Raw genomic sequence first — 20596 nt, forward strand, 5'->3', positions numbered from 1 at the left:
GGTGTTTCACGTGAAACGGCGCCGACCGGGCGGATCTCACTCAGGACCGCACGGGCTTCCGGTTCCGCCCCGGTCTACTCCGGCTCCTCCACCGCGATGACGCGCCGCACGGTGACCACGCGGTCGCCGGCCCGCAGCGGTGCGGCGCGTTCGTCGGCGTAGTCCAGTACCTGGCGGCCACGTACGACGGCCATGACCAGGTCGGCGCAGGCGCTGGGCGGCTGCCCCGCCTCGGCGGCGGTGACGGGACGTTCGATGAGGTCGAGCCCGTTGCCGAGGGTCATCAGATCCTCCAGGGTCCGGGCCACGACCGGGCTGACCACCGAGACACCGAGCAGTCGGCCCGCGGAGCTGGAGCTGGTGACGACGGTGTCGGCGCCGCTCTGCCGCAGCAGCGGCACGTTCTCGTCCTCCCGGGCCGCCACGACGATGGTGGCGTGCCGGTTCAGCTGGCGGACGGTGAGGGTGATCAGCGCGGCCGTCTCGTCGCGCTGCGGGGCCACGATCACCCGGGCCGCGGTCTGCGCCTCGGCCTTCATCAGCGTGTCGGACCGGGTCGCGTCACCGGTCACGGACACGAGCCCGTCGTCCCCGGCCGCGGTCGCCGCCTTCCGCTGGGCGTCCACCACCACGATCCGGTCCTTGGTCACGCCCTGCCCGGTCAGGGTCTGCACCGCGTGGCGCCCCTTGGTGCCGTAGCCGACGACCACGGTGTGGCCGCTGGTGCGCGAGCGCCAGCGGTGGATGCGGACCTGCTGACGGGTGCGTTCGGTGAGCACCTCCAGGGTGGTGCCGACCAGGATGATCAGGAACAGCACGCGCAGTGGCGTGATGACCAGGATGTTGATCAGCCGCGCGGAGTCGCTGACGGGCGTGATGTCGCCGTATCCGGTGGTGGAGAGGGTGACGGTGGCGTAGTAGGCCGCGTCCAGCAGGCTGACGCTGCCGTTGGAGTTGTCGTTGTAGCCGTCGCGGTCGGCGTAGACGATCAGCGTGGTGAGCGCCAGCACTCCCAGCGCGAGGGCAAGGCGCCGCAGCACCTGCTGGAGCGGGGGCAGGGCCGTGCCGGTCGGCATGACGATGGATCGCCCGGCCTCGGCGTCGTCGCGGGCCTCTGTGCGCGAGCGGTACCAAAGGGACCGGAACATGGAGAACCGGGTCAATTTGGTCGTTCGTCTCTCGTCATGCCTCATCGTGTGCCCCCACGTCGGTGATCGGTAAAACAATGCACCATGGTCGCGGGGCGGGCGCGTGCAGAGGCAGGCAACTCGTCCACCCGTGGAACAAGCCGAGGAGGCCCTGTGCGTGACCACACTGTCGTCGTGGGATTCGGTACGAAGGGACGTACCGCGATCCGGACCGTCTGCGCGGCGGGGCTGCGGCAGAACCAGGTGGTCGTGATCGACCCGAGCGCCAAGGCCGTCGCCGCGGCCGCGGCGGAGGGCTTCGAGGCCGTGGCCGGGGACGCGACGCGCAGCGACGTACTGCGTCAGGCGGAGGTGCAGCGGGCCAAGAAGATCATCGTCGCGACCCAGCGCGACGACACGGCCGTCCTGGTCGTGCTCACCGCGCGACAGCTCAACCCCGGGGCGACGATCGTGGCCGCGGTCCGCGAGGAGGAGAACGCCCCGCTGCTGCGGCAGTCGGGCGCGGACGAGGTCGTCACCGGCGCGAGCGCGGCCGGCCGGCTGCTGGGCATGTCCGCCCTCAGCCCCTCCGCGGGCCTGGTCATGGAGGACCTGATGCGCCAGGGCAGCGGCCTCGACATGGCCGAACGGCCGGTCACCAAGGCCGAGTCGGGGCGCGGCCCGCGTGAACTGGCCCAGCTGGTGGTGAGCGTCGTACGCGGGCACCGGGTGCTGGCGTACGACGACCCGGCCATCGGCGTGCTGGAGCCGACGGACCGGGTCGTGGTGATCGTGCGCGCGGAGGGCGGTGTGCAGGGCTAGGCCCTGTCGTCGAACTCCCGCCTGCCCCGCGACGCCACGCACGCTCCCCCGCTTCGTGGGAGGCGCCCCCACTCGCCGCACCGGGCACCAGCCCGAGTACGTCCCGTACGAGGGCTTGCACCCGGCACTCCCCCGGAGGGGGGACCCCCAGAGCACGCACCTGACGCCGCGGGGCCGCCCTCCGGGCGACGACGGGAGTTCGACGACAGGACCTAGGGGCCGTCCGACCGCCCGGCAGGAGGCGATCCGCCGGACACGCCCCGGGGTCGGTCCTCTGCCCGTCGGCCCCGGAGCCGCCCGGTACGACAGGCCCTCGCGGGCCCCGGGTCACTTGCGGTTGTAGAGCCGCATCGTGACCGGGCCGAAGACCAGCACGAACAGGGCGGCCCAGCCGAGCGTCCAGGCGAGCTCGGCGGCGGGCCACTGGCCGGCCATCAGCTCGCGCACGGAAGTGGCGAGATGGGTGATGGGGCTGTTGTTGACGAAGGCCTGGAGCCAGCCGGGCATCGTGTCCGGGTCGACGAAGACGTTGGACAGGAAGGTCAGCGGGAAGATCACCATCATGCTGACGCCCATCACCGACTTCTCGGAGCGCAGCATCAGCCCGAACATCGTCCAGATCCACGAGAACGAGAACGAGAAGACGATCAGCAGCGCCACCCCGGCGAGGACACCGGCGAACCCGCCGCCCGGGCGGTAGCCGAGGATCAGGCCGACCAGCAGCATCACCGCGGACGCGATCGTGTAGCGCAGGGCGTCGCCGAGCAGATAGCCGACCAAGGTCGACGGCCGCCAGATGGGCAGGGACCGGAAGCGGTCGAAGACGCCCTTCTCGATGTCGGTGTTCACCGAGACGCCGGTGTACATCGTGATCATCACGACCGACATCACCAGGATGCCCGGCAGCAGGAACTGGATGTACTCCTTCGGCGACCCGGCCAGCGCCCCGCCGAACAGGTACGTGTACATCAGCACCATCATGATCGGGAACGCCGTGACGTCGAACAGCTGCTCCGGCACGTGCTTGAGCTTCAGGACGGAGCGCCAGCCGAAGGTCAGCGAGGCCGACAGGGCACTGGGCCGGGGCGGGCGTTCCTTGGTCACGAGCAGGGCGGCGAGCGAATCGGCCCTGACGGGGGCGAGTTCGCCGGTCTCGGTGGTGGTCGCGATGCTCATGCCGCCGCCTCGCCTTCGGTGTCGTCGTCGGTGGCGCGTGTCTCGGTGGCGTGTCCGGTCAGGGCGAGGAACACCTCGTCCAGGCTGGGCTGGCCCAGGGAGAAGTTGTCGACGGTGACGCCCCCGCGGGCCAGCTCCGCGAGCGCGCGGGCGGCCTGCTCGGCGGCGCCCCGACCGTTGTCCGCGCCCGCCCCGACCCGGGCCGTCAGCGCCAAGGGGTCCGCTTCGAGCTGGACGTCCGCGTCCAGGGTCAGCCGCAGGACCTGCTCGGCCGCGGGCCGCTGGGCCGCGTCGCGCAGCCGCAGGTGGACCGAGCCGGCGCCGACCGAGGCCTTCAGCTCGCCCTTGGTGCCCTCGGCGATCACCTTGCCCCGGTCGATCACGGCGATCCGGGACGCCAGCTGGTCGGCCTCGTCCAGATACTGCGTCGTCAGCAGCACGGTGGTGCCCTGGGCGACCACGGCACGCACGATGTCCCACACCTGGTTGCGGCTGCGCGGGTCCAGGCCGGTCGTCGGCTCGTCGAGGAACAGCAGGTCGGGGGTGTTGAGGATGGACGCGGCGATGTCGATACGGCGTCGCATGCCGCCCGAGTAGTTCTTGACCTGCTTCGCGGCGGCCTCGGTCAGCCCGAACGCCTCCAGCAGCTGCGCGGACCGTTCGCGCGCGGCCTTCTTGTGATGGCCGAGCAGCCGGCCGAGCAGGACGAGGTTCTCCGTGCCGGTGAGGTCCTCGTCGACCGACGCGTACTGGCCGGTCAGGCTGACCCGCCCGCGCACCTCGTCGGCCTCGCGCACGACGTCGTGGCCGAATACATGCGCCTCGCCCCCGTCGGGCCTGAGCAGGGTGGCGAGCATCTTGACCGTGGTGGTCTTTCCGGCGCCGTTCGGGCCGAGGACGCCGTAGACCGTGCCGGTCGGCACGGCGAGATCGACGCCGTCGACGGCCCTGGTCTCACCGAACGTCTTCACCAGGCCCGCGGTCTCGATGGCCAGGCCTGGGGTCTGCTGGCTCATGGTGGGTTGTCCTTCCGCGTACGTGGGCTACGCATGGGGAGACCTTCGGCGTGACGCGAACTCATCGGTCGCGCCCAGGGACATCCGAAAAGTCCGGTCGAAGGGCGGAGGGGACCGGGACCTCGGACGCAGGGCGGGCGGTCCGTGCGGCGGTGGGGGAAGGCGGGGCGTGGCCGGGGCGGACGCAGTAGCGTCCGTTTCATGTACGCGATCACGATTCCCGAACCTGGTGGGCCCGAGGCGCTGGTCTGGGCCGAGGTGCCCGACCCGGAGCCCGGGCCGGGCGAGGTGCTCGTCGACGTGACGGCCAGTGCCGTCAACCGGGCCGACATCCTCCAGCGGCGCGGCTTCTACGACCCGCCGCCCGGCGCGTCCCCCTACCCCGGGCTGGAGTGCTCCGGGCGGATCGCCGCGATCGGCACCGGTGTGTCCGGCTGGTCCGTCGGCGACGAGGTGTGCGCGCTGCTCTCCGGCGGCGGATACGCCGAGAAGGTCGCCGTTCCCGCGGGTCAGCTGCTGCCCGTGCCCCGGGGCGTCTCCCTGACGTGGGCGGCGGCGCTGCCCGAGGTGGTCTGCACGGTGTGGTCGAACGTGTTCATGATCTCCCACCTGCGTCCCGGCGAGACGCTGCTCGTGCACGGCGGCTCCAGCGGTATCGGCACCATGGCCATCCAGCTGGCCAAGGCCGTCGGGGCGAGGGTCGCCGTCACGGCCGGCACGCGGGAGAAGCTGGAGCGGTGCGCCGGGCTGGGGGCGGACATCCTGATCGACTACAAGGAGCAGGACTTCGTCGAGGAGATCGCCAAGGCCACCGACGGGGTGGGGGCCGACGTCATCCTCGACAACATGGGGGCCAAGTATCTGGACCGCAATGTGCGGAGCCTGGCGGTGAACGGGCGGCTGGCCATCATCGGTATGCAGGGCGGTGTGCAGGGGGAGCTGAACATCGGGGCGTTGCTTCGGAAACGGGCGGCTGTCACCGCGACGTCTTTGCGGGCTCGGCCGGTGGAGGAGAAGGCGGCGATCGTGGCGGCCGTGCGGGAGCATGTGTGGCCGTTGGTCGAGGGTGGGCGGGTGCGGCCTGTTGTCGACCGGGAGGTGTCCATGGGCGATGCGGGTGCGGGGCATCGGGTGTTGGAGGGGAGTGGGCATGTGGGGAAGGTGCTGTTGGTAGTGGCGGGGCCTGCCGGGGCCGGGGGGTAGGGCGGGGTTCTGGCGGGGCCTGGGGGTAGTGCCGGGGGCTGCCGGTGGGTGGGTGCGGCGGGGTTGTGGCTGGTCGCGCAGTTCCCCGCGCCCCTAAAGATTTGCGCAGTTCCCCGCGCCCCTGAAGATTGCGCAGTTCCCCGCGCCCCTGAGGTAGCGCGCAGTTGCCCACACTCCTATGGACGTGCGCTGTTCTGCGCGGTCCTGAAGTGTCAGTCTCGGCGTAGGCGTAGGGCTATGAAGGCCAGGCCCAGGCCCAGGCCTATGAGGACCAGGCCGCTTCCCAGGGGGAGGATCTCCAGTACGGGTTCGGTGGGGACCGCGGCCTGGGGTGCTGCTGCCGAGGGGGGCCGGGCGGCCGGGGACTGCGGGGCTGTGGGGGGCACCGGGCCGGTGTCGGAGGCCTGCTCCTCCTCGGCCAGTTCCTCGTCGGCGCCGGGGTCCTCCTCGGGGGGCTCCCGTCGGCCCGGGCGTTCCTGGCCCTCCCCGGCCCGGCTGCCGGCCCGGGTGGACTCGGCCTCGGGGGGATCGCTCTCGGGGGCCGATTCGGTCGGGTCGGCCGAGTCCTCGGCGCGCGGTCCGTGGGCCGGGGGCCGGTGCGAGGGGCCCGCGGTGTGGTGGATGGAGGAGGGGGAGGGGAGGGCCGAGCCGTGGTGGCCTTCCGAGCCGTGGTGGCCTTCCCAGACGGGCGAGGCCGGGCCCCGGGCGGGAGGCGAGGCCGTCCCCCGCGGGCGATCGGGCCTGCCGCGGTCCGCGGAAGGACCCACGCCGTGCGCAGGCGTCCCGGCCGCCACCGACTCCCGCGGTCCCGGCGGGCCCGCCGCGGCCACACCGGGCGCGGCGTACACACCGGCACCGACCAACCCGGCCACCAGCACGACCGGTACCAGCCCCCGTACCCTCGTCCCCCACGGCCAACGGTTCACCCCCCTACCCTCACACCGCCGCCCCGCCCCGGCATGTCGGACTCCGCCACCCGAGCCACCGAAGAATTGCCGCGGAAACGGTGGATCACCCTCCTCAGGGGGCACCACGATGATGAGCTGTACGGGTGCGAGAGAATGGCGGCATGGAGATGCCGAGGAACGAAAGGTCGCCGGAGAACCAGCAGATCCTGGTCGTGGGCCAGGACGGCATGGCGCTCAGCGGTGGCAACGGGGACGAGGACTCCCGCGAGATCCCGGTGACGGAGCAGGTCGAGCAGCCTGCCAAGGTCATGCGGATCGGCAGCATGATCAAGCAGTTGCTGGAGGAGGTGCGCGCGGCTCCCCTCGACGAGGCCAGCCGGGCCCGGCTGAAGGAGATCCACCGCAGCTCCGTGAAGGAGCTGGAGGACGGTCTGGCGCCGGAGCTGGTGGAGGAGCTGGAGCGGCTGTCTCTGCCCTTCTCGGACGGCTCGACCCCCTCCGACTCGGAACTGCGGATCGCGCAGGCGCAGTTGGTCGGCTGGCTGGAGGGTCTCTTCCACGGCATCCAGACCACGCTGTTCGCCCAGCAGATGGCCGCGCGGGCCCAGTTGGAGCAGATGCGCCGTGCCCTCCCGCCGGGCGTGGGCCACGAGGGCGAGGAGCACATGGGCGGCCGCTCGGGCGGTCCCTACCTCTGAGCGACGGCCCGGCGTCCGGAGCCCCGGCGCGTCGGACCCGGCACCCCAGCCACCCAGGACACCACCCCCAGCCATCAGTCATCAGCCATCGGAAAGGCCCGGCCGCATCCCCGCGGCCGGGCCTTCCTTCACTTGGGCGCCGGAACCCCGGCGGCAGACCTCAGGATCCCGTCGGCAACCTCAGGATCCCGTCGGCAACCTCAGGATCCCCTCGGCAACCTCAGGAACCCGTCGGCAACCTCAGGGACCCGTCGCATTCGACTTCAGGAATCCGTCGGATTGCCCGTCGAGATGCTCAGCTGGATCTCGCCCGGGTTCTTGGGGTCGACGTCCGTGCCCGGGGCGGGGAACTGGTCCAGGACCGTGCCGTCGCCCCAGGTGTTGTTGTCGACTTCCTTCTTCTTCAGGTGCCAGCCCGCGGCCGAGAGGCACTCCCGGACGGAGGTGATGTCCTTGAACCGGAAGTCGGGGATCTTCACCTTCTCCGGGTCGTTGTAGGACTCCAGCGGCTCGGTGCACTGGGTCGAGTCGATGGTGCGGGAGGTGTCCGGCGGGCGGTAGCCCTCCTTCTGGGTGGCGGACGCGGAGGCGCTGGCCCCGCCGCCCTTGCCCTCGTTCCCGCCGTCGCCGCCGTTCAGCGAGATCGCGACGATCAGCCCGGCGACGGCGGCGACGGCGACCACGATCGAGCCGATGACCACCGAGCGGTTGCTCCTGCGGCCCCCGCCCGGCGCGGACGGGTGCGTCTGCGGGGTGATGTTGTACGGCGGCGGCGTCGACGCACCCGGCTGCGGCGCGTACCCGCCGGGGTGCGGCTGCTGGTAGCCGCCCTGGTGCGGATAGCCGTACGCCGGGGCGGGCGCCGGAGTCGGCGCCGGGGTGCTGTACGGGTTCACCGGCGACGGCTGGTACGGCGTCTGCACCGGCCCGTTGGGAGCCGGGGTCGCCTGGTCGACCGGCGGGAACACCGCCGAGCCGACGCCCGCGCCGCTCGCCGTCGGGGCGCCGGGGACGATGCTCGGCGCGGCCGCCTGGAAGGAGGCCGCGACACGCAGACACTCGTCGCGCATGGCGACGGCGGTCGGGAACCGCTCGTTCGGGTTCTTCTTCAGCGCCCGGGTGATCAGCGCGTCGACGGCAGGCGGCAGCGCGCGGTTGATGGAGGACGCCGCCACCGGCTCCTCCTGGACGTGCGCGTACGCGATGGCCAGCGGCGAGTCCGCGTCGAACGGCAGCCGCCCGGTGACCAGTTGGAACAGCATGATGCCGACCGAGTACAGGTCGGAGCGGGCGTCCACACCGCGGCCGAGGGCCTGTTCGGGCGAGAGGTACTGCGGGGTGCCGACGACCATGCCGGTCTGGGTCATCGAGGTGACCCCGGACTGCATGGCGCGCGCGATGCCGAAGTCCATGACCTTGACCACACCGCGCTTGGTCATCATCACGTTGCCGGGCTTGATGTCGCGGTGGACCAGCCCCATCTCGTGGCTGATCTCCAGCGCCGCGAGCACATCGGCGGTGATCTTCAGCGCCTTGTCGGCGGGCATCGCGCCGAACTGCCGTACGTCGTCGTCGAGCACGGAGCCGAGCGGGCGGCCCTCGACGTACTCCATGACGATGAACGGCGTCGTCATGCCGCCGACCTCGTCCTCGCCGGTGTCGAAGACGGAGACGATGTTGGTGTGCGTGAGCTTGGCCACGGCCTGCGCCTCGCGGCGGAACCGCTCGCGGAAGGCGGCCTCGCGGCCCAGCTCGGTGTGCAGCGTCTTGATCGCCACCTGGCGGTCCAGCACACTGTCGTACGCGAGGTGCACCGCGGCCATACCGCCCTGGCCCAGCAGGTCGCGCAGTTGGTAGCGGCCACCGGCGAGCGCCCGTGCCGTGTAACGGTCCTGTGCGCCGTCCTGGCTCATCGTTCTGCGTCCCCCATAGGCGCCGGCGACAGCGGCTGCTGTGCTCCCGCGTGATCGAAAACAGTTATTCCCGGCCAAGTCTGCCCCAGGGCACCGACACGTCAAGCTCGGTGCCCGTTCCGTGACCGTACGCGAAAGAAGCGTCGCGGAAGCGTTACAGCGCCCGTGCGAGCGCCCCACACGATTTGCGCCACGGCTGGAAACCACGGTTTGATGACCGGTCCGTCTCCTGCCCGTGAGGGGGCCAAGCCGGACCGGTGGCTCGCGCGGAGGCTGTAGCGTGGCCGACGGAGACCGTGACAACACCGCGCGCACCGCGGGCAGAAACGACGGCGAGGACTGATGGCACAGCAGCAGCGCGCTCAGGGCCCGTCCGAACCCGAGGCGACTGGCGGCGGCATGTCGGACGCGCCGGAAGTCTGGGGCAACGGAGGGCTTGTCGGGGACGGCCGGTACCGGCTGACCGGCAGGCTAGGCCGGGGCGGCATGGCGGAGGTGTTCGCCGCCGAGGACGTACGCCTCGGCCGCACCGTCGCCGTCAAGCTGCTGCGCGCCGACCTCGCCGAAGACCCGGTCTCCAAGGCCCGGTTCACCCGTGAGGCACAGTCGGTCGCCGGACTCAACCACCATGCCATCGTCGCCGTGTACGACTCCGGCGAGGACCAGGTGGGCGGCCAGGCGGTGCCGTACATCGTGATGGAGCTGGTCGAGGGCCGCACCATCCGCGACCTGCTGCTCAACGCCGAGGCGCCGGGTCCGGAGCAGGCCCTGATCATCGTGTCGGGTGTGCTGGAGGCGCTGGCCTACTCGCACCAGCACGGCATCGTGCACCGCGACATCAAGCCCGCGAACGTCATCATCACGCACAACGGCGCCGTGAAGGTCATGGACTTCGGCATCGCCCGCGCCCTGCACGGGGCGTCGACGACGATGACGCAGACCGGCATGGTCATGGGCACCCCGCAGTACCTGTCCCCTGAGCAGGCCCTCGGCAAGGCCGTCGACCACCGCTCCGACCTGTACGCGACCGGCTGCCTGCTCTACGAACTCCTCGCGCTGCGCCCGCCGTTCGTCGGCGAGACCCCGCTGTCGGTGGTCTACCAGCACGTCCAGGACATCCCGGTGCCGCCGTCGGAGGTCTCCGACGCCTCGCCGCCGGAGCTGGACGGCCTGGCGATGCGCGCGCTGGCCAAGGAGCCGGACGACCGCTTCCAGACCGCCGAGGAGATGCGCGGTCTGATGCAGTACGCCCTCCAGATGCTCTACGACCAGGGCGGCCACACCGGCACCTGGAACACCGGCCCGGTGGACATGCACGAGGGCCGGCACACCCCGGCCGGGGGCATGGCGGGCACGACGGCGCTGCCGCACCCGATGGACGGCGCGTCGGGCACCACCCAGATCCCGCAGCCGATCCTCCAGCCCTACGGGCACGGCGGCGACGACGGCGGCTTCGAGGGCCACGGCAACCGCGGCAGCGGCCGCGGCAAGCTGTGGATCCTGGCCGTCCTGGCGGTGATCGCCATCGCGGGCGGTGTCGCGCTGGCCGTGAAGAACGCCGGTGACGGCGGGGGCGGCTCCGGCAAGTCCCCGACGCCGACGGTCTCGCAGACCAAGGAAGAGGACAAGGCGACCGAGGAGCCGTCCGACGAGGCGACCGAGGAGCAGCCGACGAACCAGCAGACGGAGGACGACAACGGCGGCGGGGGCGGCTGGGACTACACCCCGACCCCGACCCCGTCGTGGACGCCTTCCGTCTCGGCCTCGACCTCGCCGACCGGTGAGCCGACGGACACCGAGCCGACGGACCCGGAGCCGACCCCCGAGCCCACCGACGTCGAGCCGACCCCCGAGCCCACCGACGTCGAGCCGACGGGCACGGCCGGAGCGGACGCGGGCGGCGTCGCGGGCTGAGGCGAGGCGGCACCGGGGGCCGGACGGCACCCGCAGAGCACGTGAGGACGGGGCTCCACGCGCACGCGTGAGGCCCCGTTCCGCTGTCCAGGTCCTCGCCGTTCCGCCGTGCGGGTCCCTGCCGTTCCGCCGTGCGGGTCCTCGCCGAGGGCATCGGCCGAAGACCGTTCACCCGAACGGGTGCGAATCCTCCCCGCCCTGGTGGGAACGGATGTGCGCCCCTGATAAAAGGGGGAGCGAACTGCCGTCGGAACCGTACAAACAGACAGCCCCTATTTATTACTGACCGGTTGGTTCACCTGGGTGTCACTCCAAGAAGACTCTTCCCGTGGCCCGGTTCACCGGGATAACGTGCCGTAGTTCCGGCCCCCTGCAAGGCTGTGACCAGGAGTTGTTCCCGGCATTCGCGATTTACTTGGAAATCCAAGCAAAATCGCAGGTCAGGAGGCGTTTCACAGAAATGTGGCGCACTGGGTAACGTGCTTTTTGCAGGGTGCTCGCCGGGGCACCTGTCACGCCTGTCCCCTACGAGCCGCACCCACCCCGTGCGCCCCGTAGGCCCCACAGGTGAGCCGCTCCCCCAGGCTCCTGAACGGAGCTGGGGGGACCCCCAGGCAGCCCGGCGAACCCGGGGAGCCGGACCGACGGAGGAGCACACGTGAGCGTGGAGAGCACTGCCGCGCGCAAGCCGCGAGGCGGCGCCGGAAGCAAGGCCGGCACCACCGCTGCGAAGCGCACCACCCGCGCGAGCAGCAGGAAGAGCGACGAGCCCGAGCTCGTGCAGCTGCTGACCGCCGAGGGCGAGCGCGTCAAGAACGCCGAGTACGACAAGTACGTCGCCGGCATCACCCCCGAAGAGCTCCGCGGCCTGTACCGCGACATGGTGCTCACCCGACGCTTCGACGCCGAGGCCACCTCCCTGCAGCGCCAGGGCGAGCTGGGCCTGTGGGCGTCGCTGCTCGGCCAGGAGGCAGCCCAGATCGGCTCCGGCCGGGCGCTGCGCGACGACGACTACGTCTTCCCGACCTACCGCGAGCACGGCGTCGCCTGGTGCCGCGGGGTCGACCCGACCAACCTGCTGGGCATGTTCCGCGGCGTGAACAACGGCGGCTGGGACCCCAACAGCAACAACTTCCACCTGTACACGATCGTCCTCGGCTCGCAGACCCTGCACGCCACCGGCTACGCCATGGGCATCTCCAAGGACGGCGCGGACTCCGCCGTGCTCGCGTACTTCGGCGACGGCGCCTCCAGCCAGGGCGACGTCAACGAGTCGTTCGTCTTCTCGGCGGTCTACAACGCCCCGGTCGTGTTCTTCTGCCAGAACAACCAGTGGGCGATCTCCGAGCCCATCGAGAAGCAGACCCGCGTCCCGCTCTACCAGCGCGCCCGCGGATTCGGCTTCCCCGGCGTCCGGGTCGACGGCAACGACGTCCTGGCCTGCCTCGCGGTGACCCGCGCGGCCCTGGAGCGCGCCCGGCGCGGCGAGGGCCCGACGCTGGTCGAGGCGTTCACGTACCGCATGGCCGCCCACACCACCTCGGACGACCCGACCCGCTACCGCCGCGACGCGGAGCGCGAGGCGTGGGAGGCCAAGGACCCGATCCTGCGCCTCAAGGCCTACCTGGAGAACGAGGGCCACGCCGACGCGGCCTTCTTCGAGGAGCTCGAGACGGAGAGCGAGGCGCTCGGCAAGCACGTCCGCGAGGTCGTCCGGGCCATGCCCGTCCCGGAGCACATGGCGATCTTCGACAACGTGTACGCGGACGGGCACGCGCTCGTCGACGAGGAGCGCGCGCAGTTCGCCGCCTACCAGGCGTCCTTCGCGGGCGGAGAGGCCGAGTAATCATGGCTGTTCAGACACTTCCTCTCGCGAAGGCGCTCAACGAGTCGCTGCGCAAGGCCCTGGAGACCGACCCCAAGGTCGTCATCATGGGCCTGGACGTCGGCAAGCTGGGCGGCGTCTTCCGCATCACCGACGGCCTCCAGAAGGACTTCGGCGAGGACCGGGTCATCGACACCCCGCTCGCCGAGTCCGGCATCGTCGGCACGGCCATCGGACTCGCGCTGCGCGGCTACCGGCCGGTCGTGGAGATCCAGTTCGACGGCTTCGTCTTCCCGGCGTACGACCAGATCGTCACCCAGCTCGCGAAGATGCGGGCCCGGTCGCTCGGCGCCGTGAAGGTGCCGGTCGTCATCCGCATCCCGTACGGCGGCGGCATCGGCGCCGTCGAGCACCACTCCGAGTCCCCCGAGTCCCTCTTCGCGCACGTCGCGGGCCTCAAGGTCGTCACCCCGGCGAACTCCTCCGACGCCTACTGGATGCTCCAGCAGGCGATCCAGAGCGACGACCCGGTCATCTTCTTCGAGCCCAAGCGCCGTTACTGGGACAAGGGCGAGGTCGACACCGACGCCATCCCGGGCGAGCTGCACAAGGCCCGCGTCGCCCGCGAGGGCACGGACCTCACGCTCGCCGCGTACGGCCCGATGGTGAAGACCTGCCTGGAGGTCGCCGCCGCGGCCGCCGAGGAGGGCAGGTCCCTGGAGGTCCTGGACCTGCGTTCGGTCTCGCCGCTCGACTTCGACACCATCCAGGCCTCGGTGGAGAAGACCCGCCGCCTGGTCGTGGTCCACGAGGCGCCGGTGTTCTTCGGTTCCGGCGCGGAGATCGCCGCCCGGATCACCGAGCGCTGCTTCTACCACCTGGAGGCCCCGGTGCTCCGGGTCGGCGGCTACCACGCCCCGTACCCGCCGGCCCGCCTGGAGGAGGAGTACCTGCCGGGCCTGGACCGGGTGCTCGACGCCGTCGACCGTGCCCTGGCGTACTGAGGAGAGGGTCGTGACGACGATGACTGAAGCGTCCGTGCGCGAGTTCAAGATGCCCGACGTGGGCGAGGGACTCACCGAGGCCGAGATCCTCAAGTGGTACGTCCAGGTCGGTGACACCGTCACCGACGGACAGGTGGTGTGCGAGGTCGAGACCGCCAAGGCGGCCGTCGAACTGCCCATCCCCTACGACGGTGTGGTGCGCTCCCTGCACTTCCCCGAGGGCACCACGGTCGACGTGGGCACGTCGATCATCGCGGTCGACGTGTCGGGCGGGGCCGCTCCGGCCGAGGCCCCGGCGCCTGCCGCGGCCCCCGCCGCCGCGCCTGCTCCGGCCGCCCAGGACGAGGCCGCCGAGCCGCAGGGCCGCCAGCCCGTGCTCGTCGGCTACGGCGTGGCCGCCAGCTCCACCAAGCGCCGCCCGCGCAAGGGCGCGGAGGCTCCCGCGGTCAAGGTCCAGGCCGCGGTGCAGGGCGAGCTGAACGGCCACGCGCCTGCGGCTCCGGCCGCCCCCGCGCTCGGGCGTCCCCTGGCCAAGCCGCCCGTGCGCAAGCTGGCCAAGGACCTCGGCGTCGACCTGGCCACGGTCGTGCCGACCGGCCCGGACGGCATCATCACCCGCGAGGACGTGCACAGGGCGGCGACCCCGCAGGCGGAGGCCCCGGCTCCGGCGGCGGCCCCGGTCCCCGTGGCGGCTTCCGTGCCCGCGCCCGCGCCGGCGGCGTCGTACGACACCGCGCGGGAGACCCGTGTCCCCGTCAAGGGCGTGCGGAAGATGACGGCGCAGGCGATGGTCGGCTCGGCGTTCACCGCGCCGCACGTCACCGAGTTCGTCACGGTCGACGTCACGCGCACGATGAAGCTCGTCGACGAACTCAAGCGGGACAGGGACATGCAGGGGCTGCGGGTCAACCCGCTGCTGCTGATCGCCAAGGCCCTGCTGGTCGCCATCAAGCGCAACCCGGACGTCAACGCGTCCTGGGACGAGGCGAACCAGGAGATCGTGCTCAAGCGGTACGTGAACCTGGGCATCGCCGCGGCCACCCCGCGCGGTCTGATCGTGCCGAACATCAAGGACGCGCACGACAAGACGCTGCCGCAGCTCGCCGAGGCGCTCGGTGAGCTGGTGTCCACCGCGCGCGAGGGCAAGACCTCGCCCGCGGCGATGCAGGGCGGCACCGTGACGATCACCAACGTCGGCGTCTTCGGCGTAGACACCGGCACCCCGATCCTCAACCCGGGCGAGTCGGCGATCCTCGCGGTCGGCGCCATCAAGCTCCAGCCGTGGGTCCACAAGGGCAAGGTGAAGCCGCGTCAGGTGACCACCCTGGCGCTGTCCTTCGACCACCGCCTGGTCGACGGCGAGCTCGGCTCCAAGGTGCTCGCGGACCTCGCGGCGGTCCTGGAGCAGCCCAAGCGGCTGATCACCTGGGCGTGAGCCGGTAGTCGCACACACGACAAGGGGCCCGTCGCCGTGGAGGCGACGGGCCCCTTGTCGTGTGTGCCGGGCCGGTGACGCGGGTGCGTCGGGGCGTCAGCTGATGCGGGCGTAGCCGTAGGTGATGAGCTTCTTCACGTCGGCGGTGCGGTTGGCCTCGGACGAGGACGACAGGACCGCGCCGACCACCTGCTCGCCGTTGAGCGTGGCGGAGAAGACCAGGCAGTACTTGGCGTCGGGGCCGGAGCCGGTCTTGACGCCGAGCGTGCCGTTCCAGCCGAGCAGGGTGTTGGTGTTGTTCCAGGGCGCCATCGTGCGGGTGGAGCCGGAGCTGGTGATCGTCTTCGCCGTGTACGACTTCGTCTTCACGACGGCCCGGAACGTGGAGCTCGTCATCGTGCTGCGGGCGAGCTTCGTCAGGTCACGCGGCGTCGAGTAGTTGGCGCCGTTGCTCAGACCGTCGAACGAGTCGAAGTGCGTGTTGGTCATGCCCAGGGTCTTGGCCATGTTGTTCATCCGGGCGATGAAGTTCGCGGTGCGGGCCTTGACCGTGGTGCCGGTGCCGAACTTGTCGGCGAGGGCCATGGCGGCGTCGCAGCCGGAGGGCAGCATCATCCCGTACAGGAGCTGACGGACGGTGACCTTGTCGCCGACGATCAGGCGGGCCGTCGAGGGGTAGCCCTCGGCGACCATGTAGTCGCTGACCTCCCGGCGGATCGTCACCCTGGTGTCCAGGGTCACGTTCGTCGCCGGCGAGAGCCGCGAGAGCACGACCTTGGCCGTCATGATCTTCGTCGTGGAGGCGGTGAGCCTCTTGGTGTCGCCGTACTTCGTGTACAGCGTCGCGCCGGTCGCGCCGTTCATCACGAACCCGCCCTTGGCGGTGATCGTGGGCACGGTCACGGCCTGTGCGGGGGCGGCGGCGACCGCGCCCGCGGTGATCATGGCGCCGGTGGTGAGCCCGACCGTGATGGCCCTGCGGATCCGGGCGCCCGAAATGCTACTCATCAAGAGAATTACCCCGAATTTAGTGTCAAGTCTCTTTTGTCGTGGCCCCATTGGGAGGGGAAAACAGGGCCGCACGGGTGAGACACGTGGGAGCAGTGAATGGTTGTGCTCCGGTTTCAGGGAATTCGGGTCCGCATCCTGGACGACGGTCCGCATGCGTACGTGTTGTATCTATCCTGTCGCCATGACCATGGCCGTGAAGCAACCACCCGCCGCCGAACGCGTCTACAGCCACGTCAAACAGGGCGTCCTGGACCGCCGTTACGAAGGCGGCACGCTGCTCACCGAGGGCGAGCTCGCCGAGGCCGTGGGGGTCTCCCGCACCCCGGTGCGCGAGGCGCTGCTGCGGCTGGAGGTCGAGGGACTGATCCGGCTCTACCCGAAGAAGGGCGCCCTGGTGCTGCCCGTCTCCGCGCAGGAGATCGCGGACGTGGTCGAGACCCGGCTGCTCGTCGAGGAGCACGCCGCGCGCAAGGCCGTCCCCGCGCCCGCCGGGCTGGTCCAGCGACTGGAGGAGCTGCTCGAACGCCAGAAGCGCCAGGCCGCCGAGGGCGATCTGGCCGCCGTCGCGGTCACCGACCGCTGCTTCCACGCCGAGATCGTCCGCAGCGGCGGCAACGAGATCCTCTCCCGCCTCTACGACCAGCTGCGCGACCGGCAGCTGCGCATGGGCGTGGCCGTGATGCACTCCCATCCCGACCGCATCGCCAAGAACATCACCGAGCACCAGGAGATCCTCGACGCGCTGCGCGCCGGGGACGCGGAGGCCGCCGTCGAGCGGGTCCACCGGCACGTCGGCTGGTTCTCCCTCCTGGCCCGGGGAGAGGTGCGATGAGCGCCGTCGCACCCGCGCTGCCGGGCGACCCTCCCGGCGGGCGGCGCGCCGTCGCCGTCTGGGGCGTCGGCGTCTCCGTCTACTTCGTCGCCGTCATCTTCCGTACCTCGCTGGGGGTCGCGGGCCTCGACGCGGCCGACCGCTTCGGTGTGAACGCCTCGGCCCTGTCGACCTTCTCGATCCTCCAGCTGCTGGTCTACGCCGGGATGCAGATACCCGTCGGCCTGCTCGTGGACCGGCTCGGCACCAGGAAGGTGCTCGGGCTGGGGGTGGTGCTGTTCACGGCGGGGCAGCTGGGTTTCGCCCTCTCCCCCTCGTACGGGACGGCGCTGGCCTCGCGCGCGCTGCTCGGGTGCGGGGACGCGATGACGTTCATCAGCGTGCTGCGGCTCGGCACGCGGTGGTTCCCCGCGCGGCGCGGGCCGCTGATCGCGCAGCTCGCGGGGCTGGTGGGGATGGCCGGCAACCTCGTCTCCACGCTGGTGCTGGCCCGGCTGCTGCACGAGGTCGGCTGGACGGCCGCGTTCGCCGGCAGCGCGCTGGCGGGCGTGGTCGTCTTCGCGCTGCTGCTGCTGTTCCTGCGGGACCACCCCGAGGGGCACGAGCCGGAGCCGCCGTCGCATCGGGGGAGCGCCTACGTGCGACGGCAGATCGCGGCGTCCTGGCGGGAGCCGGGGACCCGGCTGGGGCTGTGGGTGCACTTCACGACGCAGTTCCCGGCGATGGTGTTCCTGCTGCTGTGGGGGCTGCCGTTCCTGGTCGAGGCGCAGGGGCTCGGCCGGGGGACGGCGGGGGCGCTGCTGACGCTCGTCGTGCTGTCCAACATGGCGGTGGGGCTCGTCTACGGCCAGATCGTCGCCCGGCATCACGGGGCGCGGCTGCCGTTGGCGCTCGGGACCGTGGGGGCGACGGCGCTGCTGTGGGCGGTGACGCTGTACTGGCCCGGGGCGGCGGCGCCGATGTGGCTGCTCGTGACGTTGTGCGCGGTACTGGGGGCGTGCGGGCCGGCGTCGATGATCGGGTTCGACTTCGCGCGGCCGGCGAATCCGCCGGAGCGGCAGGGGACGGCGTCCGGCATCACCAACATGGGGGGCTTCGTCGCCTCCATGACCACCCTGTTCGCGGTGGGGGTGCTGCTGGACGCGACGGGGGGTGACTACCGGGTCGCGTTCTCCGTGGTGTTCCTGCTCCAGGGGCTCGGGGTGTCGCAGATACTGCGGTTGCGGCGGCGCGCGGCTCTGCGGGAGCGGGAGCGGTTGGTCGCCAGCCGGGTGTCCTCTGTTCACGTCCCTGTGTGAGGCGGGGCGGCGCTGGTGCCGGGCCACCGGGCCTTTGCCCGCCCGCCCGGAACTCGCGTCGGGGAGTAGCTGGGGGCTCCGCCCCGGGCCCCCGGAGCCTTTGCCCTCCCACCGCCCGGAACTGGCGTCATGGAGTTGCCGGGGGCTCCGCCCCCGGCCCCCGGGGCCTTTGCCCACCCACCACCCGGAACTCGCGTCGGGCCGTTACCTCGTCACCGTGAAGTTCGTCAGGATCGCCTTCGTCAGTTCCGGGTCGCCCTCCGCCTTGACGCGGTCGGCTACCGCCTCGGGGGTGACGCGGCCGCAGGCGAGGCGGACGAAGGTCTCCCAGTCGAGGGTGAAGGCGGCGGCGGGGCCGAGGGCGGGGGCCGTCTCCAGGGTGCCGCGGCCCTGGATGTCGACGCGGATCGTGCGCAGGAACTCGACCGGGCCGTGCACGTCGAAGACGACGGCCGAGCTGCGCGGCGCGTTCGCCCGCCCGGCGACCACGTCGGGCAGGGCCTCCAGCAGCAGGTCACGGGCGATGTGCGCGCCGGGGGAGTCGAGGTTGCCGGGGCGGCCGAGGGCGGTGCGCAGGTCCTGCTCGTGCGCCCACACCTCGAAGGCGTGGCCGCGCATGGCCTGCTCCAGCGTCAGCTCCGTGCCGAGCGGGCCGCGGACCTTGGTGCCGGGGTCGCGGGACTCGTTGCGCAGCTGGCGGTTGCGGCGGATGACCGTGTACTCCAGCTCGGCGGTCATCTCCGGCGCGGTGTGGTGACGGCGGACATCGACCTGCATCTCCATGTACCGCTGGTGATCGTTGGAGACGTGGAACAGGTCGCGCGGCAGCGTGTGGATCGGACGCGGGTCGCCGAGCATCTCGCAGTCCAGGCCGATGACATGGGAGACGACGTCGCGCACGGACCAGGCCGGGCACGGCGTGCGGCGGTTCCAGTCGGCCTCCACCAGCCCCTGCACGAGCTCGGATATCGCGTCGATGGAGTGGGTCCAGGCGTCGGCGTAGGGCTGGAGGGTGGGATGCAGACTCACGGAACGGGACCCCTCGGCGGTCGGAGCACGGGCAGGTTATGGCGGCGTTGCCAGTGGGAGGTGGCGGCGGCTGTCGGCGGGTGGCTTGAGACGTTAAGTTACGCTGCTCCGAGGCACCCCGGCAGTGCTTTCGTGTGACGATCGTAGGCCCGAGTGGACAACTCGAATGCCAGGACGGTGGTACTGTGCGCGCTTCCCTTCTCCAGATCGCCGTAGACGAGGGCGAATCGGTCGCCGCACGCCGGGAGCGGGTCGCCGCGCTCGTGCGGGAACAGGCCGGAGCCGACCTCGTGGTGCTGCCGGAACTGTGGACCACCGGGGCGTTCGCCTACGAGGAGTTCGGGAGCGGGGCCGAGCCGCTGCACGGGCCGACGTACGAGGCCATGGCGAAGGCGGCGAGCGACGCGGGCGTGTGGCTGCACGCGGGCTCCGTCCCCGAACGCGGCACCTCCGGCCCCGGCTCGGCCGAGGACGAGGGCCCGCTCTACAACACCTCGCTCGTCTTCGCGCCGGACGGCGGGCTGGCCGCCGTGTACCGCAAGATCCACCGCTTCGGCTTCGACAAGGGCGAGGCCGTGCTGATGAGCGCGGGCGGGGAACTGGTGACCGTCCGTCTGCCGGAGACGACCCTGGGCGTGGCGACCTGCTACGACCTCCGCTTCCCGGAGCTGTTCCGCGGGCTCGTCGACGCCGGGGCCGAGACGCTGGTCGTCCCGGCGGGCTGGCCAGAGCGGCGGCGGGCCCACTGGACGCTGCTGGCGCAGGCGCGGGCGGTGGAGAACCAGGCGTTCGTCCTCGCCTGTGGAACGGCCGGGACGCATGCCGGAGTCCCGCAGGCCGGTCACTCGATCGTGGTCGACCCCTGGGGCGAGGTGCTCGCGCAGGCGGGGCCGGACGAGGAGATCCTCACCGTCGACCTGGACATGACGAGGGTGGCGGCGACCCGGGAGCAGTTCCCGGCCCTGAAGGACCGCGTCCTCGGCCTGGAGCCGCCCCGCCGCTGACCGGCCCGGAGCCGCCCCGCCGCCGGACCGGCTCCCCGCCGTTGCCGGACCTTGGCTCGGTGCCGCCGGACCGGCTCCGTGCCACTGGGTCCGGACGGCCCCGCCGCCGGACCGGCTGCCGGACCCTGGCTTTCCGCCGTTGCCCGACCGGCATCCCGCCGTTGCCGGACCCTGGCTCCGCGCCGCCGGATCGGCTCCGTGCCGCCGAGTCCGGACGGCCCCGCCGCCCGACCGGCATCCCGCCGTTGTCGGACCCTGGCCCTGCGCCGCCGGTCCGCTCCGCGCCGCCGGACCGGCTCCGTGCCACTGGGTCCGGACGGCCCCGCCGCCGGACCGGCTGCCGGACCCTGGCTTTCCGCCGTTGCCCGACCGGCATCCCGC

The 20596-nt window shown here is 71.7% G+C and carries 16 protein-coding genes and 1 pseudogene; 10 read left to right on the top strand and 7 right to left on the bottom strand.

The features are described from left to right. Positions 1-74: 74 nt before the first annotated feature. The gene (locus ACFYR0_RS10510; protein ID WP_389324396.1) at positions 75-1148 is read right to left on the bottom strand and encodes a potassium channel family protein; all 1074 of its coding nucleotides are present in this window, start codon (positions 1146-1148) and stop codon (positions 75-77) included. Between the two features lie 153 nt (positions 1149-1301). On the opposite strand from ACFYR0_RS10510, the pseudogene ACFYR0_RS10515 reads away from it, so the two are divergent. Further along, a pseudogene (locus ACFYR0_RS10515) lies at positions 1302-1949 on the top strand (potassium channel family protein); the annotation flags it as partial. 327 nt (positions 1950-2276) lie between these two features. Here the strand turns inward: ACFYR0_RS10515 and ACFYR0_RS10520 are convergent. Both ACFYR0_RS10520 and ACFYR0_RS10525 read right to left on the bottom strand, forming a co-directional pair. Next, positions 2277-3125, bottom strand: coding sequence for an ABC transporter permease (locus ACFYR0_RS10520; protein ID WP_389324399.1), 849 nt, complete (start codon positions 3123-3125; stop codon positions 2277-2279). Further along, positions 3122-4141, bottom strand: coding sequence for an ATP-binding cassette domain-containing protein (locus ACFYR0_RS10525; protein WP_389324403.1), 1020 nt, complete (start codon positions 4139-4141; stop codon positions 3122-3124). Before ACFYR0_RS10525 ends, ACFYR0_RS10520 begins: the two co-directional genes overlap by 4 nt. A gap of 201 nt (positions 4142-4342) precedes the next feature. Between ACFYR0_RS10525 and ACFYR0_RS10530 the strand changes: the two genes are divergently transcribed. Next, positions 4343-5344 (top strand): NAD(P)H-quinone oxidoreductase, encoded by a 1002-nt coding sequence (locus tag ACFYR0_RS10530; RefSeq protein WP_389324406.1) that lies wholly within the window; start codon positions 4343-4345, stop codon positions 5342-5344. 212 nt (positions 5345-5556) lie between these two features. On the opposite strand, the gene ACFYR0_RS10535 is transcribed toward ACFYR0_RS10530, so the two are convergent. Next, on the bottom strand, positions 5557-6270 hold the full coding sequence (locus ACFYR0_RS10535; protein ID WP_389324409.1) for a hypothetical protein: 714 nt from the start codon (positions 6268-6270) through the stop codon (positions 5557-5559). 143 nt (positions 6271-6413) lie between these two features. On the opposite strand from ACFYR0_RS10535, the gene ACFYR0_RS10540 reads away from it, so the two are divergent. Continuing rightward, positions 6414-6950: a bacterial proteasome activator family protein gene (locus ACFYR0_RS10540; RefSeq protein WP_389324412.1), complete on the top strand. Its 537-nt coding sequence runs from the start codon at positions 6414-6416 to the stop codon at positions 6948-6950. A 263-nt stretch (positions 6951-7213) separates the two neighbouring features. Here the strand turns inward: ACFYR0_RS10540 and ACFYR0_RS10545 are convergent, their stop codons facing one another. After that, entirely contained in the window at positions 7214-8863 is a 1650-nt protein-coding gene (locus tag ACFYR0_RS10545) for a protein kinase (protein WP_389324415.1), read from the bottom strand. 342 nt (positions 8864-9205) lie between these two features. Between ACFYR0_RS10545 and ACFYR0_RS10550 the strand changes: the two genes are divergently transcribed. From ACFYR0_RS10550 to ACFYR0_RS10565, 4 genes are all read left to right on the top strand, one after another. Continuing rightward, positions 9206-10777, top strand: coding sequence for a protein kinase (locus ACFYR0_RS10550; RefSeq protein ID WP_389324419.1), 1572 nt, complete (start codon positions 9206-9208; stop codon positions 10775-10777). A 658-nt stretch (positions 10778-11435) separates the two neighbouring features. Next, complete coding sequence (gene pdhA, locus ACFYR0_RS10555; protein ID WP_389324422.1) at positions 11436-12623, top strand: pyruvate dehydrogenase (acetyl-transferring) E1 component subunit alpha; 1188 nt, start codon at positions 11436-11438, stop codon at positions 12621-12623. Positions 12624-12625: 2 nt separating this feature from the next. Then, positions 12626-13606: an alpha-ketoacid dehydrogenase subunit beta gene (locus tag ACFYR0_RS10560; protein WP_389324425.1), complete on the top strand. Its 981-nt coding sequence runs from the start codon at positions 12626-12628 to the stop codon at positions 13604-13606. Between the two features lie 10 nt (positions 13607-13616). Then, positions 13617-15041 carry a dihydrolipoamide acetyltransferase family protein gene (locus ACFYR0_RS10565; RefSeq protein WP_389324428.1) on the top strand — a complete coding sequence of 475 codons (1425 nt, stop codon included), beginning with the start codon at positions 13617-13619 and terminating at the stop codon, positions 15039-15041. 96 nt (positions 15042-15137) lie between these two features. Here the strand turns inward: ACFYR0_RS10565 and ACFYR0_RS10570 are convergent, their stop codons facing one another. Then, on the bottom strand, positions 15138-16049 hold the full coding sequence (locus ACFYR0_RS10570; protein ID WP_389324431.1) for a D-alanyl-D-alanine carboxypeptidase family protein: 912 nt from the start codon (positions 16047-16049) through the stop codon (positions 15138-15140). Between the two features lie 184 nt (positions 16050-16233). On the opposite strand from ACFYR0_RS10570, the gene ACFYR0_RS10575 reads away from it, so the two are divergent. Together ACFYR0_RS10575 and ACFYR0_RS10580 are read left to right on the top strand one after the other, a co-directional pair. Continuing rightward, entirely contained in the window at positions 16234-16884 is a 651-nt protein-coding gene (locus ACFYR0_RS10575; RefSeq protein ID WP_386384571.1) for a GntR family transcriptional regulator, read from the top strand. Then, complete coding sequence (locus ACFYR0_RS10580; RefSeq protein ID WP_389324434.1) at positions 16881-18182, top strand: nitrate/nitrite transporter; 1302 nt, start codon at positions 16881-16883, stop codon at positions 18180-18182. The genes ACFYR0_RS10575 and ACFYR0_RS10580 overlap by 4 nt, the downstream gene beginning before the upstream one ends. 204 nt (positions 18183-18386) lie before the next feature. Here the strand turns inward: ACFYR0_RS10580 and ACFYR0_RS10585 are convergent, their stop codons facing one another. Beyond that, a complete protein-coding gene (locus ACFYR0_RS10585; protein ID WP_389324437.1) occupies positions 18387-19211 on the bottom strand; it encodes a maleylpyruvate isomerase family mycothiol-dependent enzyme in 825 nt (274 codons plus the stop codon). 185 nt (positions 19212-19396) lie between these two features. Here ACFYR0_RS10585 and ACFYR0_RS10590 point away from each other — a divergent pair, with 185 nt between their 5' ends. Then, complete coding sequence (locus tag ACFYR0_RS10590; RefSeq protein ID WP_389324440.1) at positions 19397-20215, top strand: carbon-nitrogen family hydrolase; 819 nt, start codon at positions 19397-19399, stop codon at positions 20213-20215. Positions 20216-20596: the final 381 nt, after the last annotated feature.

Origin of the sequence: Streptomyces sp. NPDC005017, from assembly GCF_042873115.1 — a bacterium.
Lineage (GTDB): Bacteria > Actinomycetota > Actinomycetes > Streptomycetales > Streptomycetaceae > Streptomyces.

Excerpts from the sequence above, each read along its gene's own strand:
- ACFYR0_RS10545 (WP_389324415.1), bottom strand. The coding sequence starts at position 8,863 with ATGAGCCAGGACGGCGCACAGGACCGTTACACGGCACGGGCGCTCGCC.
- ACFYR0_RS10575 (WP_386384571.1), top strand. The coding sequence starts at position 16,234 with ATGACCATGGCCGTGAAGCAACCACCCGCCGCCGAACGCGTCTACAGC.
- ACFYR0_RS10560 (WP_389324425.1), top strand. The coding sequence starts at position 12,626 with ATGGCTGTTCAGACACTTCCTCTCGCGAAGGCGCTCAACGAGTCGCTG.
- ACFYR0_RS10525 (WP_389324403.1), bottom strand. The coding sequence starts at position 4,141 with ATGAGCCAGCAGACCCCAGGCCTGGCCATCGAGACCGCGGGCCTGGTG.
- ACFYR0_RS10580 (WP_389324434.1), top strand. The coding sequence starts at position 16,881 with ATGAGCGCCGTCGCACCCGCGCTGCCGGGCGACCCTCCCGGCGGGCGG.
- ACFYR0_RS10540 (WP_389324412.1), top strand. The coding sequence starts at position 6,414 with ATGGAGATGCCGAGGAACGAAAGGTCGCCGGAGAACCAGCAGATCCTG.
- ACFYR0_RS10510 (WP_389324396.1), bottom strand. The coding sequence starts at position 1,148 with ATGTTCCGGTCCCTTTGGTACCGCTCGCGCACAGAGGCCCGCGACGAC.
- ACFYR0_RS10520 (WP_389324399.1), bottom strand. The coding sequence starts at position 3,125 with ATGAGCATCGCGACCACCACCGAGACCGGCGAACTCGCCCCCGTCAGG.
- ACFYR0_RS10570 (WP_389324431.1), bottom strand. The coding sequence starts at position 16,049 with ATGAGTAGCATTTCGGGCGCCCGGATCCGCAGGGCCATCACGGTCGGG.
- ACFYR0_RS10550 (WP_389324419.1), top strand. The coding sequence starts at position 9,206 with ATGGCACAGCAGCAGCGCGCTCAGGGCCCGTCCGAACCCGAGGCGACT.
- ACFYR0_RS10530 (WP_389324406.1), top strand. The coding sequence starts at position 4,343 with ATGTACGCGATCACGATTCCCGAACCTGGTGGGCCCGAGGCGCTGGTC.